This is a genomic window from Streptomyces armeniacus, assembly GCF_003355155.1.
Taxonomy (GTDB): domain Bacteria; phylum Actinomycetota; class Actinomycetes; order Streptomycetales; family Streptomycetaceae; genus Streptomyces; species Streptomyces armeniacus.
In genome coordinates this window covers 3,800,076-3,813,235 of record NZ_CP031320.1, presented here as the reverse complement: position 1 = coordinate 3,813,235, position 13,160 = coordinate 3,800,076, and the positions used below count along the sequence as shown (strand labels likewise).

Annotated in this window: 14 protein-coding genes; 7 read left to right on the top strand and 7 right to left on the bottom strand. The window is 72.6% G+C overall.

What is annotated here, in order from left to right:
• The first annotated feature begins 4 nt into the window (after window positions 1–4).
• Entirely contained in the window at window positions 5–928 is a 924-nt protein-coding gene (locus tag DVA86_RS16425; RefSeq protein ID WP_208879247.1) for a carbohydrate ABC transporter permease, read from the top strand.
• 15 nt (window positions 929–943) lie between these two features.
• On the opposite strand, the gene DVA86_RS16420 is transcribed toward DVA86_RS16425, so the two are convergent.
• Genes DVA86_RS16420 through DVA86_RS16410 form a run of 3 tightly spaced genes read right to left on the bottom strand, consistent with a single transcriptional unit; the run spans window position 944 to window position 3,377 of the window.
• Window positions 944–1,957, bottom strand: a complete 1,014-nt coding sequence (locus tag DVA86_RS16420) for an NADPH:quinone oxidoreductase family protein (RefSeq protein ID WP_208879246.1) — start codon at window positions 1,955–1,957, stop codon at window positions 944–946.
• Between the two features lie 41 nt (window positions 1,958–1,998).
• Window positions 1,999–2,544, bottom strand: coding sequence for a TetR/AcrR family transcriptional regulator (locus DVA86_RS16415; RefSeq protein WP_208884771.1), 546 nt, complete (start codon window positions 2,542–2,544; stop codon window positions 1,999–2,001).
• Between the two features lie 32 nt (window positions 2,545–2,576).
• Window positions 2,577–3,377 (bottom strand): SDR family oxidoreductase, encoded by an 801-nt coding sequence (locus DVA86_RS16410; RefSeq protein ID WP_208879245.1) that lies wholly within the window; start codon window positions 3,375–3,377, stop codon window positions 2,577–2,579.
• A 282-nt stretch (window positions 3,378–3,659) separates the two neighbouring features.
• Here DVA86_RS16410 and DVA86_RS16405 point away from each other — a divergent pair, with 282 nt between their 5' ends.
• Both DVA86_RS16405 and DVA86_RS16400 read left to right on the top strand, forming a co-directional pair.
• Window positions 3,660–4,127: a hypothetical protein gene (locus tag DVA86_RS16405; protein ID WP_208879243.1), complete on the top strand. Its 468-nt coding sequence runs from the start codon at window positions 3,660–3,662 to the stop codon at window positions 4,125–4,127.
• A gap of 150 nt (window positions 4,128–4,277) precedes the next feature.
• A complete protein-coding gene (locus tag DVA86_RS16400; protein ID WP_208879241.1) occupies window positions 4,278–4,739 on the top strand; it encodes a MaoC family dehydratase in 462 nt (153 codons plus the stop codon).
• Between the two features lie 26 nt (window positions 4,740–4,765).
• Here DVA86_RS16400 and DVA86_RS16395 read toward each other — a convergent pair whose 3' ends face one another.
• Entirely contained in the window at window positions 4,766–5,413 is a 648-nt protein-coding gene (locus DVA86_RS16395; RefSeq protein WP_208879239.1) for a TetR/AcrR family transcriptional regulator, read from the bottom strand.
• Window positions 5,414–5,583: 170 nt separating this feature from the next.
• Between DVA86_RS16395 and DVA86_RS16390 the strand changes: the two genes are divergently transcribed.
• Complete coding sequence (locus DVA86_RS16390; protein ID WP_208879238.1) at window positions 5,584–6,204, top strand: TetR/AcrR family transcriptional regulator; 621 nt, start codon at window positions 5,584–5,586, stop codon at window positions 6,202–6,204.
• 60 nt (window positions 6,205–6,264) lie between these two features.
• On the opposite strand, the gene DVA86_RS16385 is transcribed toward DVA86_RS16390, so the two are convergent.
• Both DVA86_RS16385 and DVA86_RS16380 read right to left on the bottom strand, forming a co-directional pair.
• On the bottom strand, window positions 6,265–7,353 hold the full coding sequence (locus tag DVA86_RS16385; protein ID WP_208879236.1) for a zinc-binding dehydrogenase: 1,089 nt from the start codon (window positions 7,351–7,353) through the stop codon (window positions 6,265–6,267).
• A gap of 111 nt (window positions 7,354–7,464) precedes the next feature.
• A complete protein-coding gene (locus tag DVA86_RS16380) occupies window positions 7,465–8,883 on the bottom strand; it encodes an aldehyde dehydrogenase family protein (RefSeq protein ID WP_208879235.1) in 1,419 nt (472 codons plus the stop codon).
• 160 nt (window positions 8,884–9,043) lie between these two features.
• On the opposite strand from DVA86_RS16380, the gene hmgA reads away from it, so the two are divergent.
• Both hmgA and DVA86_RS16370 read left to right on the top strand, forming a co-directional pair.
• Window positions 9,044–10,381, top strand: a complete 1,338-nt coding sequence (gene hmgA, locus DVA86_RS16375; RefSeq protein WP_208879233.1) for a homogentisate 1,2-dioxygenase — start codon at window positions 9,044–9,046, stop codon at window positions 10,379–10,381.
• 104 nt (window positions 10,382–10,485) lie between these two features.
• A complete protein-coding gene (locus DVA86_RS16370) occupies window positions 10,486–11,244 on the top strand; it encodes a GntR family transcriptional regulator (protein ID WP_208879231.1) in 759 nt (252 codons plus the stop codon).
• 193 nt (window positions 11,245–11,437) lie between these two features.
• On the opposite strand, the gene DVA86_RS16365 is transcribed toward DVA86_RS16370, so the two are convergent.
• On the bottom strand, window positions 11,438–11,704 hold the full coding sequence (locus DVA86_RS16365) for a hypothetical protein (RefSeq protein ID WP_208879229.1): 267 nt from the start codon (window positions 11,702–11,704) through the stop codon (window positions 11,438–11,440).
• A gap of 170 nt (window positions 11,705–11,874) precedes the next feature.
• On the opposite strand from DVA86_RS16365, the gene DVA86_RS16360 reads away from it, so the two are divergent.
• On the top strand, window positions 11,875–13,026 hold the full coding sequence (locus tag DVA86_RS16360; protein WP_208884769.1) for a DUF5925 domain-containing protein: 1,152 nt from the start codon (window positions 11,875–11,877) through the stop codon (window positions 13,024–13,026).
• Window positions 13,027–13,160: the final 134 nt, after the last annotated feature.

Below are 13,160 nucleotides of genomic sequence, written 5' to 3'. Positions count from 1 at the left end.
TGCCATGACCACCACCCTGCCGGACCGGCCCGAGGTCCGACGCCGCTCGCCACGGCCGCAGCGGCCGGCGCCGCCGCGCGACTCCCGGCGGCGCGGCGACACCCGCCTCAGGAACCTGCTGTACGTGCTGGGCGGTACGGGCGCGGCGCTCGTCTTCGTCGTGCCGCTTGCCTTCGCGCTCGTACGCTCCGTGCAGCCCCACGACGTGGTGATGAACAAGCCGAGCCTGTCCACCTTCTTCGACTGGACCACCGGCAACTTCACCCGCATCGTCACCGACGGCATCCTCGGCCGCCCGGTGCTCAACAGCCTCGTCGTCTCGCTCGCCACGGCGGCACTCACCGCGCTGCTCGCGACGCTGGCCGGGTACGGCTTCGCGCGCTTCCCGTTCCGTGCCCGCGGCGCGCTGTTCAGCGCCCTGGTGCTGACCATCATGGTGCCGTTCCAGGCGATCCTGACGCCGCTCTATCTGGAGCTGAACACCCTCGGCCTGACCGACTCGCTGCTCGGGCTGGTGCTCTTCTACACGACGGTCAACCTCCCGTTCGGCGTCTTCGTCATGCGGAACGCATTCGCGGCCGTCCCCACGGAGCTGGAGGACTCGGCGCACGTCGACGGGGCGGGCACGCTGCGGATGCTGTTCTCCGTGCTGCGCCCCATGGTCACGCCGGGCGCGGCCACCGTCGCGCTCTACGCGTTCCTCGCGTCCTGGACGGAGTTCCTGGGCGCCCTGACGTTCCTCACCGACCAGAAGCTGTACACACTGCCGGTCAGCCTCGCCAACCTGCAGCAGGGGACCTACGGCACGGTCGACTTCGGCCTGCTGGCGGCCGGAGCGGTCGTGGCGATGGTCCCCTGCGTCGTGCTGTTCGCAGCGCTCCAGCGCTTCTACGTGGCCGGGCTGGTCGCCGGAGCGGTCAAGGGCTGAGACGGCCTGAACGGGCTAGGGAGCGTCGTCGGAGTCGCCGGCCTCCAAGGCCGTCTCCACGACCACCCGCCCCGTGGTGACCCCGTCGAACACCCGCTGCACCGCATCCGCCGCGCCCGCGAGCGGCACGCGCTCGCTGACGTACGGGCGTACGGCGCCCTCCTGGGCGAGCTTGCTCAGCTCCTCGTGGCAGGCCGAGACCGCAGCCGGGTCCTTCTGGTTGTAGAGGCCCCAATGCAGGCCCAGGATCGAGTAGTTCTTGATCAGCGCGTGGTTGAGCCCCGGCGTCGGCACGGCCCCGCTGGCGAAGCCGAGGACCACGATGCGGCCCTCGAAGGCCACGCACTTCACGGACTTGGCGTACGCGTCGCCGCCCACCGGGTCGTACACCACGTCCGCGCCCCGGCCCTCGGTGGCCTCCTTCACGGCGGCCACCAGGTCGTCCGTACGGCGGTCCACCACCACGTCGCAGCCCAGCTCGCGGGCCGTCTCCGCCTTCGCGGCGCCGCCCACGACGCCGATCACGCGCGCGCCCGCCGCCTTGCCGAGCTGAACTGCCGCGCTGCCCACGCCGCCTGCCGCCGCGTGCACCAGCAGCGTCTCGCCGGACTGCAGCCGCGCCCGCCGGTGCAGGCCGAACCAGCCTGTCTGGTAACCGATGTGGAGCGCCGCGGCCTCCGCGTCGTCCAGCGCCTCGGGGGCGGGCCGCGCGCCCGCCGCGGTGACGACCGTACGCTCGGCGAAGCCGCCCGTTGGCAGCACCGGCTGCGCGATCACCCGCGCGCCCTCCTCCGCCTCGGCGCCCTCGCCGGCCGCCAGCACCTCGCCGCACACCTCCACGCCGGGGGTGAACGGGAGCGGCGGGCGCACCTGGTACTCGCCGCGGCAGAGCAGGGCGTCGGGGAAGTTGATGTTGGCGGCGCGTACCCGCACCAGCAGTTCACCGGGGCCGGGCTCCGGCTCCGGGATGTCCTCGAGCCGCATCACCTCTCGCGGCTCGCCGTTCGTGTGGACGCGCCATGCCTTCACTGGGGGTGCCTCCGCCCTTGCGGTGTGGTTGATTCGTACGGTCACGGCCGCAGCGCGCGCAGCAGCAGGTCCGCCAGGTGGTCGGCGACCTCCTGCGGCGTCAGCGGCCCGTCGGGGCGGTACCAGCTGCCGAGATGGTGAACGGAACCGAAGTGGTAGTCCACCACCAGGTCGGCCGGGGTGGCGGTGCTGAACACCCCGTGCTGCTGTCCCTCCTCGACCAGCGCGCGGAACCGCTCGTGGTACCGGCGGCGCTCCGTGCGCACCTGCTTCTGCTTCTCGGGGCTGAGCTGGTGCATCGACCGGAAGAAAATCATGGCGTCGTCGAGGTTGTCGATGGTTGTCACGACGACATCGGCCGCGGCGTCCCGCAGCCGCTGCTCGACGGGCGCGTCCGCGCACGCGAACGTGTCGAGCCGGTCCTGCTGGAGCCGCAGCAGCCGGCCGTAGATCTCGTGCAGCAGGTCGTCCTTGGAGCCGAAGTAGTGGTAGAGCGCGCCCTTGGTGACGCCCGACGCCTCGACGATCTCCTGAACGGACGTGCGGTCGTAGCCGCGTTCGGCGAAGAGTCGCGTGGCGGCGGCCATCAGGCGGCGCGGCACGGGCTGTTCGCCGGCGGTCACCGCGCCACCTCGGGGTCCGTCTTCGCGTCCGTGCCCAGGGTCTGCTCCAGCTTCTGCTGGAGCCGGTTCATGCTGCCGAGCCAGCGGTCGGGTTCGGCGGCGCGCACCGCGTACTGCCCCGCCGTCTCCGGGTGCGGGAGCACGAGGAACCGGTCCGCGGCGACGGCGTCGAGCACGGCGTCCGCGACGGCCTCCGGCTCGATGGCGGTCGGCGCGAGCACCAGCTCGCCGGTGGGACCGGTGGCGCGCAGCATGTCCGTACGCACGCCCTGCGGGCACACGGCGTGCACGCTGATGCCCCGGTGCCGGTAGGTGACCGAGAGCCACTCGGCGAAGGCGTACGCGGCGTGCTTCGTCACGCTGTACGGCGCCGAGCCGACCATGGTGAGCAGTCCCGCGGCCGAGACGGTGGAGATGAACCTGCCACCGCCGCCGTCCTCCAGCCAGCCGGGCACCAGCTCGCGCGCGGCCCGTACGTGCGCCTTCACGTTGACGTCCCAGGACGCGTCCCACACGTCGTCGGGCGCCTCGGGGCCGCCCTCGGAGGCCACGCCCGCGTTCGCGCAGAACACGTCGACACGGCCGCCGAGCGCCTCGCGCGCCGGGCCGACGACGCCGGAGGCGTCGCCCGGGACCGCGCTGCCGCCGATCTCGGCGGCGACGGCCGCGGCCTTGTCCGCGTCCAGGTCGTTGACGACGACGCGGGCGCCCTCGGCCGCGAACCGGCGGGCCAGCGCCGCCCCGATGCCGCCGCCCCCGCCGGTGACGACCACCCCTGCTTCCCTCAAGGTCTCCACGTCCGTCCGCCGTCCCTCCCGCTCGTCCAGCCTGCCTGCCCGGCGCCGACGAGGCCGCCGGCACCGCGCTCCTGGTCCGGTCCGGATCGCAGACTAACCGGTCGGTATGTCGTCGGGAAAGGCCTCACGGGCCGGGAACGGGGCGCCTGCCTGCCGCGTTCACCATATGAGGCATGACCGCCTCGCATAAGAAAGGGCCCCCAGGAGGGATCCGATCCCGTCTGGTGTACGTCAAACACCTCAGGACGAGTCCCCGGATCCACTCCGTCGGAGGTGGGATGATTGGCCGGTTTCAGAGCACTCGCCGAGCAGGTGCGTGACCAGGAGAGAACGCCTTCCCAGAGGCGCCAGGCGCTGCGCAAGTGCCTGGAGAGATTCGCCCCGTACGGACACCGTGCGACCTGGCACCACCTCTGCACGAGAGCGGGCTTTCCGCCTGACCAGCGGAACCCCGACCCGGAGCTGCTGGTTGCGGCACTGGAGGAGCTCGAGGAGGCCCGTTCGGTGTGGCTGGCCTACGAAGCGGAGGTCGCGGAGCGCCGCAGACGTGAGAAGCAGGACGGCATCAGACAGCCGACCGCCCTGGACGGCTGGCACCGACTGGTGTGGGGAGGGCGCTCCCTGCTCCCCTGCGAGGACCCGACCGCACCGCCGGACACCCGGCTCGCGGTCGTACTGCGGCGGTTGATCACCGCTATGGAGAACTCCGCGAAACCGGACTACCGGCGGATGGCGGGCTCACCGAGCTGAGGCGGCTCCGGCCGCCCCCGGTGACCCCCGGCCGCCCCCGGTGACTCAGCGCACCCGGTACCCCCGGCCGTTGACAGGCCGCACACACCCCAGCATGCTGAGCAAGCGCTTAGTGGCGTATGTGACCGGAGTGCGTGGGAGGTTGTACGGATGGCGGAGCCGCGGATTTTCACGTCGGCCGACGAACTGCGAGCGGCGGTCGGCGAAGAGCTCGGCAGCAGCGACTGGCTGGAGATCGACCAGAAGCGAATCGACCTGTTCGCCGAGGCGACCGGTGACCACCAGTGGATCCACGTGGACCCGGAGCGCGCCGCGGCGGGCCCGTTCGGCACGACCATCGCGCACGGTTATCTGACGCTGTCGCTGCTCCCCGCCTTCGTACCGCAGGTGCTGCGCGTCGAAGGCGTCCGGATGGGGATCAACTACGGCGTGAACAAGGTGCGTTTCCCCGCCACCGTCCCCGTCGGCTCCCGGCTGCGGGGACACGCCGTGCTCACCGACGTCACGGACGTGGCCGACGGCGTGCAGGTGACGGCCAAAGTCACGGTGGAGCGCGAGGGCGGCGAGAAGCCGGTGTGCGTCGCGGAGAGCGTCAGCCGCTACTTCTGGTAGCCGGCCAGGCAGTCGCGCCCGGCCGGTCACACGCCCCTGGGTTCGGCGCCGACCATGCGCAGCACCAGCCCCGCGTACAGCCCGCCGATCTCGTCCGGCGTGCGCGGCCCGCCCGACCGGTACCACCGCGCCACGTCGATGCAGAGCGAAAGCACCGCGAGCGCCGTCCCGTTGACGTCGGCGACGGTGAACTCCCCCGCCGCCACCCCGTCGGACAGGATCGTCCGCAGGATCTCCTCGGTGCGCCGCCGCATCGCGACGATCTCGGTGTAGTGCTCCTCGGCCAGCGCGGACAGCTCGTACTGCACGACGCGCGCGGTGGTGTGGTACTCGGCGTGCCAGCGGACGAACGTACGCACCGCCGCGTCGAGGCGTTCCGCCGCGGTGTCGCCGGTCTCGGCGGCGGCGCCGAGGATGCGTACGGAACGCTCGTGGCCGACCCGGCTGATCTGGTAGAGCAGCTCTTCCTTGGTCCGGTAGTGGATGTAGAGCGCGGCCGGGCTCATCCCGGCACGGCCCGCGATGTCGCGGGTCGTGGTGGCGTGGAAGCCGCGTTCGGCGAACGCCTCCACCGCGCCCAGCAGCAGCCGCCGCGCGGCGTCGGGGGTGACGCTGCCGAACGACTCGTCGGCCGCCTCGTCGGCACCGGCCGCCTCGTCCACCGCATCCGTCATCTCACTCGCCCCGCTTCCGCCGGCCTCTCCCGTTGCACTTCCCGGGCCGGGCGAACACCATACAACGCCGCCTGAGCAGGCGCTTAGCTCTCGCCGCGAGCACCGCGGAGGGCACCGGTGAGCACGGCTGGGGGCGGCCGTACGGGCGCCGAGGTGCCACTATGTGCCGCATGGCCCGTCCTCGCAAGCGGCTGCTCAGCCGTGAACGCATCGTCGCGTGCGCGCTCGCGCTCGTGGACGCCGAGGGACTGCAGGCGGTCTCCACCCGGCGCCTCGCCGCCGAACTGGGCGTGAGCGGGCCGTCCCTCTACAACCACTTCCGCACCAAGGACGAGATCCTGGACGCGGTCGCGGACACCGTGTGCGCGGATGTCGACCTGTCAATGTTCGAGGACGGAACGGGCTGGCGGGAGGCGCTGACGCGGTGGGCACGCTCGTACCGCGCGGCGCTCACCGCCCACCCCAACATCGTGCCGTTCCTCGCCCAGGGCCCCGGCCGGCGGCCCAGCCAGCTGCGGATGGCGGACGCGGTCTTCGGCACGCTGACCGGGGCGGGCTGGTCGCGGGTCCAGGCGACCCATATCGGGGCGATGATGCGGTACTTCGTGGCGGGCTCGGCGCTCGGCTCGTTCGCGCGCGGCTTCGTGGACGACGCGGAGCTGTACGCGCGTGACTACCCGCACCTGGACGAGGCGCACCTGCTCGCGGACTACCAGCAGCGCGTGGACGACGGCGCGTTCGAGACGGGCCTGCGCGCACTCCTGGACGGCCTGGCGCTGCGGCGGAGTTGACGGCTCCGGCGGAGCCGGCGCGGGCCACGGCACGGGCTACGGCTCCGGCGCCGGCTACGGCTACGGCTCGAAGACCACCAGCGCGCGCCCGCCGCGCCCCTCCGTCATCGCCTCGAACGCCGCCGGGATGCCGTCCAGCCCGATCCGCTCGGTGACCAGTGCCGCCAGGTCGAGCCGCCCCTCCCGTACGTGTTCCGCCAGCACCGGCAGATCACGCGACGGCACGCAGTCGCCGAAGACGCAGCCGGACAGCGTGCGGGCGAAGTGGAAGATCTCCAGCGCGGAGAACGACACCTGGTCGTCCTTGCCGCCGATGCCCACCACGGTCGTACGGCCGCCGCGCCGCGTGGAGTTCCACGCCGTACGGATCGCCGCGCCGCGCCCCGCGCACTCGATGGCGACGTCCACGCCGAGGCCGCCGGTCAGCGCGCGGATCTCCTTCGCCGTGGTGTCGGAGGCCAGGACGAAGTCCGTCGCCCCGGCCGCGACGGCCAGCGGCTGCTTGCCCGCGGCGACGTCCACGGCCACGATCCGTTCCGCCCCGGCGATCCGCGCCGCCTGCAGCGTGGCCAGGCCGACCCCGCCGACGCCGAACACGGCCACCGACTCCCCCGCCCGCACCCGCGCGCTGTGGTGCACGGCGCCGTACCCCGTGAGCGCCGCGCAGCCGAGCAGCGCCGCGTCCGCCAGGGGTACGCCGTCCGGCGCGGGCAGGACGGCGTGCGCGGGCACGACCGTCTCCTCCGCGAAGGCGGCGACGCTCAGCCCGGGGTACAGCTCGTCACCGGCCGCCGTACGGGCGTACGGCACGGTGGTGGCGGCGTTCGCGCGCTGGCACAGCCAGGGCTCGGCGAGCTCGGCGCAGAAGTGGCAGCTGCCGCAGGACGGCGCCCAGTTGAGGACCACGCGGTCGCCGGGCGCCGCCGTGCCGACGCCCTCGCCGACCGAGACGACCGTGCCCGCGCCCTCGTGGCCCAGGACGGCGGGCACGGGCTGGCGCAGGGTGCCGTTGGACAGGGACAGGTCGGAGTGGCACACCCCGGCGGCGGCCAGGCGCACCCGTACCTGCCCCGGCCCCGGCTCGGGCAGTTCGATCTCCGTCAGCTCCAACGGGGCTCCGACGGCGGGCAGTACGGCGGCGCGGACCATGCGGGGTGCTCCTCGGCGTTCTCGGGTTTTGTACGGGGCGTCTCTGTCCGGGCTTCTCGGCGTGGGCTGTTCGGTCCGGGCCTCTCGGCGTGAGCCTCTCGGCGTGGGCCGTCAGAACTGCAGCGACTTCGTCTGGAGGTACTCGCTGAGGCCGTGCGCCCCCAGCTCGCGCCCCACGCCGGAGCGCTTGTAACCGCCGAACGGCGCAAGGGGGTTGAAGCGCCCCCCGTTGATGTCGACCTGCCCCGTCTCCAGCCGGCGGGCGAACGCGACCGCCTCGTCCTCGTCCTCGGACCACACGGCGCCGGCGAGGCCGTACACAGTGCCGTTGGCGATCCGTACGGCGTCGTCGAGGTCCTCGTACCGCAGGACCGTCAGCACCGGGCCGAAGATCTCCTCCTGCGCGATCGTCATCTCCGGTGTGACGTCGGCGAACACCGTGGGCCGCACGTACCAGCCGCGTTCGCGCCCCTCCGGCGCGCCGGGGCCGCCCGCGACGATCCGCGCGCCCTCCTCCGCGCCGCGCGCGATGTAGCCGGCCACGCGGTCGCGCTGCCGGGCGCTGACGACGGGGCCCGTACGGGCCGACTCGTCCAGCGGATCGCCGGGCGCGTACTTCGCGGTGGCCTCGGCCGCCAGCCGTACGGCCTCGTCGTACCGGTCGGCGTCGACGAGCATCCGGGTCCAGGCGCTGCACGTCTGGCCGGAGTTGGACATGACGTTCGCGACGCCCACCTTGACGGCGCGGGTGAGGTCGGCGCCGGGCAGGATCACGTTCGCGGACTTGCCGCCCAGCTCCAGCGCCACGCGCTTGACCGCGCCGCCCGCGAGCGCACCGATGCGGCTGCCGACCGCGGTGGAGCCCGTGAACGACACCAGGTCGACGTCCGGGTGCGCGGCCAGCGCCTCGCCCGCGACCGGGCCGAGGCCGGTGACCAGGTTGAACACCCCCGCGGGCAGGCCCGCTTCGTGTACGGCCTCGGCGAACAGCTGGGCCACCAGCGGCGTGTTCTCGGCGGGCTTCAGCACCACCGTGCAGCCCGCGGCCAGCGCGGGCGCGACCTTGGCGACGATCTGGTGCAGCGGGTAGTTCCAGGGAGTGATGGCGCCGACGACGCCGACGGGCTCGTGCAGGACGCGGGAGTTGCCGATCTTCTCCTCGAAGGGGTGCTCGGCCGCGAGCCGCGCGTAGCTGTCGGCGACCTTCACCGGCACGCCCGCGTGCACGGCGCGGGAGAAGCCGATGGGCGCGCCCAGTTCGGCCGTGACCGTACGGGCGATCTCCTCGTGCCGGCCGTTCAGCACGTCGCGGAGGGCGCCGATACGGGCGGCTCGTTCGGCCGTCGGCGTGCCGGCCCAGCCGGGCAGCGCGGCGGCTGCGGCGCGTACGGCCGCGTCCACGTCCTCCGCCTCGCCCGCGGGTACGGCGCCGAGCACCGTCTCGTCGGCGGGGTTGACGACCTCGATGGTGCCGGTGCCCGCGGCCGTACGCCACGCGCCGTCGATGTACATACCGTCGTGTGCCTGCATGGACCCAAACTAGCGGCGCTAGTTTCCGGTGTCAGCCCACCGCGGGGTGCGCTCGGTCACGGCACCGGCGCGCACCGTATGACCGTGGCGTCGTTGACGCGGACACTCCCCTATTCCTATGGTCTCCCATAGGAATCCTTGAAACGGCGGGAGCATGTCGATGACCACCATCGAGCAGGCACGCAAGACGGCGGAGGGGCTGGACCACCTCTCCGGCTTCGGGAACGAGCACAGCAGCGAGGCGGTGCCCGGCGCGCTGCCGATCGGACGGAACTCGCCGCAGCGCGCGCCCCTGGGGCTGTACGCGGAGCAGCTGAGCGGCACGGCCTTCACCGAGCCCCGGGCGCACAACCGCCGCTCGTGGCTCTACCGCATCCGCCCCTCCGCCGCGCACCCCCGGTTCGTACGGACCGGCAACGGCGCCCTGTCCGGCGCCCCCTTCACCGACTCCGCCCCGGACCCGAACCGGCTGCGCTGGGGCCCGCTGCCGGACCCGCCCGCCGGCACCGACTTCCTCGACGGGCTCTGGACCCTCGGCGGCAACGGCGACGCCGCCCAGCGCACCGGCATGGCCGTGCACCTGTACGCCGCCAACTCCCCCATGACCGACCGGGTGTTCAGCGACGCCGACGGCGAACTGCTCATCGTGCCCGAGCGCGGCGGCCTGCTGCTGCGTACGGAGTTCGGGCTGCTGCGTGCGGACCCCGGGCACGTGGCGCTGATCCCGCGCGGCGTGCGCTTCCGCGTGGAGCTGCTGGACGAGTCCGTACGCGGCTACGTCTGCGAGAACTACGGCCGCCCCTTCGTCCTCCCCGACCTGGGCCCGATCGGCGCCAACGGCCTCGCGAACGCACGGGACTTCCTCGCCCCCGTCGCCGCGTACGAGGACGGCGGCGCCGGCGGCGACGCGGACCGGCCGGTCGAGGTGGTCAACAAGTTCTGCGGCAACCTCTGGCGCGCCGAGTACGACCACTCGCCGCTGGACGTCGTCGCCTGGCACGGCAACCACCTGCCGTACGTCTACGACCTGCACCGCTTCAACGTGCTCGGCAGCATCAGCTACGACCACCCCGACCCGTCCATCTTCACCGTCCTCACCTCGCCCTCGGACACCCCGGGGCTGGCGGGCGTGGACTTCGTGGTGTTCGCGCCGCGCTGGCTGGTGGGCGAGGACACGTTCCGGCCACCGTACTTCCACCGGAACGTGATGAGCGAGTACATGGGCCTGATCGAGGGCGCGTACGACGCCAAGGCGGAAGGCTTCGTACCCGGCGGCGGCTCGCTGCACAACATGATGTCGGCGCACGGGCCGGACCGTGAGACGTTCGACAGGGCCAGCACCGCCGAGCTGAAGCCGCAGAAGGTGGACAATGGGCTCGCCTTCATGTTCGAGACCCGCTGGCCGGTGACGGCCACCGCGCAGGCGATGGCCGCCGGCCATCTCCAGAGCGGCTACGACGACGTGTGGCAGGGTCTGGAACGCCACTTCCGGTCATGACGGGAGCATGACCGGAGGCCGCGGGTTCCGAGTCCACAGCCCCCGAGACCGGCTCCCGAGTCCCCGACTCCCGAGTCCGAGTCCCGAGCAACAGGAAGCCGACCGTGACCGTTTTCGCGCCCGACTCGCTCGAACTGAACCGGAAGCTGCCGCTCTGGTATCAGGTCTCGCAGTCACTGCGTGCCTCGATACTCGGGCGCGCGCCGGACGCGCCGCTCCGCCTGCCGACCGAGGACCGGCTGGCGGAGCACTACGGCGTGAGCGTGCTGACCATGCGGCAGGCCCTGAAGGAGCTGGAGACGGAGGGGCTGATCAGCCGCCACCGGCGGCGCGGCACGTTCATCGAACCGGACGCGCACCGCGCCCGTACCGTACGGCTGCTGGGCTCGGTGGACGCCATCGTCGCCCAGCAGTCCGGCGAGGAGACCGAACTGCTGTCGCACCGCCCCGGCGTGGTGCCCACCGAACTCGCCGAATACTTCCCGGACATCGAGGAGACCATGACGTACCGCCGGCTGCGCCGCGACCGGGAGAGCGGCGAGCCGACGAACTGGGCGGAGAACCTGCTGCACCCCGAGATCGCACCGCACGTCGACACCGCGGATCTGGAACGCGGCTGGCCGATGACCAAGGTGCTGCGAGACGGGGTGGGGGTGCGGATCAGCCGGATCACGGACACCGTGGAGGCCCGGCTGGCGGACCCGGAGACGGCGAAGCTCCTCGACGTGCCGCTGCTCAGCCCGATCCTGCACTACACGGGGGTGACCTACGACCACACCGGCCGGGTGGTGGACGTGGCGCGCATTCACTACCGCGGTGACCGCTTCTCGCTCTCGGTGACCGTGGACGCGCGGACGGACTGAACGGGACGGCGGGGGCGTACGTACGGGCTGGCGCACCGGACCGTGGCGCACCGGACCGTACGTCAACGGGGCATGCGGCCCGCCGCAGAACGCAAAAAGAGGGCCGCCAGGACCGTCCCCCTCGGTCCTCGCGTCCCGTGCATGCTCCGTCAGCCGGCCGTACGTACCGCCCGGCCGGCGGTACGTACGCCGCTCAGCCGCGCCCGCCGAAGATCGACCGCCGCAGCCGGCGCAGCGGAGCGAAGAGCGAGACGCGTGCGCGCCGGGTCTTCGCACGGTTCGGCGCGGGGTCGCGCCTGGTGATCTCCCGCATCAGCGTGGTCGCGTCGTCGGTCTCGCCTTGCGGTACGGCGGGACCGGCCAGCACCGATAGATGTCGGTCCAGGCGCGAGCTCGTCGCGCCTGTGCCGCACTTCACGGCTGGCACGCGCGCCCTGCTGCGCACTGTTATCTGTTCCATGTCACTCCCCACCCATACGAGGGCACCCGGCCCGGGCAGAGTAACCCTATCGCCCATCAGCGACACTCCGGTATCCCGGGCACCTGATTCACCTACCCCGCAAGGGCGTTGACGAACGCTGTGCGAAAACGCGCGTGCGGGACCGGGGCACATGCCGGATCATGGCAGGCATGTGTGCCGACCGCCGACCCGCCGACGACAGGAGCCCCGCCCTGCCCACCTCCGCACTGCCCACGCCCACCGAGAGCGCCCTGCCCATCCGGCTGAACGTCGACGACAACGACTCCCCCTCCGACGTCATCGACTCCCTTTTCCTGGGCCGCTTCACGACCGGCGAGCAGCCCTTCGCCCGCAGCCACTCCGTGGATCGGGTGAAGAAGGACCACACCCTGCTGCCGTCCGGCGCCGCCGTCCTGCGGGACGCGCGCGACGACGACCGGGGCACGGTGCTCGCGGAGGGCGAGGGCTGGACGGTGCTGGTGTCGCGCTGGAGCGAGGGCGCCGACGTCACGGTCACGGCGGTCACCGGGGAACTGGCCGAACAGCGGCTCAAGGAGGCCGTGGACGGCGCGGAGGACGAGCCGGAGCCGCAGCCGGAGAACGTCTCGATGGGCTTCTGGTACCACTCGCCGCGCCGCGGCCCGTTCCGCACCAGCCGCACCATCACGGCCGGTGCCTGGGACGAAGTCAGCGGGAACTACACGGCCCCGGTCGCCGACGCCATGGGCGACTTGATGAAGGTCACACCCGACGACATCTCGGGGCGGCTGCTGCTCCTGCACGGTCCACCCGGTACGGGCAAGACGTCCGCTCTGCGCACCCTCGCCCGTTCGTGGCGCGACTGGTGCCAGGTGGACTGCGTGCTGGACCCGGAGCGGCTGTTCAACGACATCGGGTACCTCATGGACATCGCCATCGGTGCCGACGACACCGAGCCGGGCAAGGAGCGCTGGCGGCTGCTCCTGCTGGAGGACTGCGACGAGTTGATCCGCGGCGAGGCCAAGTACGCGGCGGGCCAGGCCCTTTCGCGGCTGCTCAACCTCACGGACGGGCTGCTCGGGCAGGGCCGCAACGTCCTGGTCGGCGTCACCACCAACGAGGACCTGGAGCGGCTGCACCCCGCCGTCGTCCGCCCCGGCCGCTGCCTGGCCCGTATCGAGGTCGGACGGCTCACCCGCGGCGAGGCGGTGAACTGGCTCGGCACGGAGGACGGTGTCGGCCGGGACGGCGCGACGCTCGCCGAGCTGTTCGCGCTGCGGCGCGGCAGCGCGCCGTCGTCGGTGCCGATGCAGCCGAGCCGCGACTCGGGCCTGTACCTGTAGCGGACGCGCGCGGTCCGCGGGGGACGGGCCGTTCCCGCGGACCCGTTCGTCTGTCCGCCCGTTCGCCTGTTCCCACGGGCCCGCTGCCCCACCCCCGAGTGGATCTCTGCCGGCGGGCGTACAACCTACGGGCC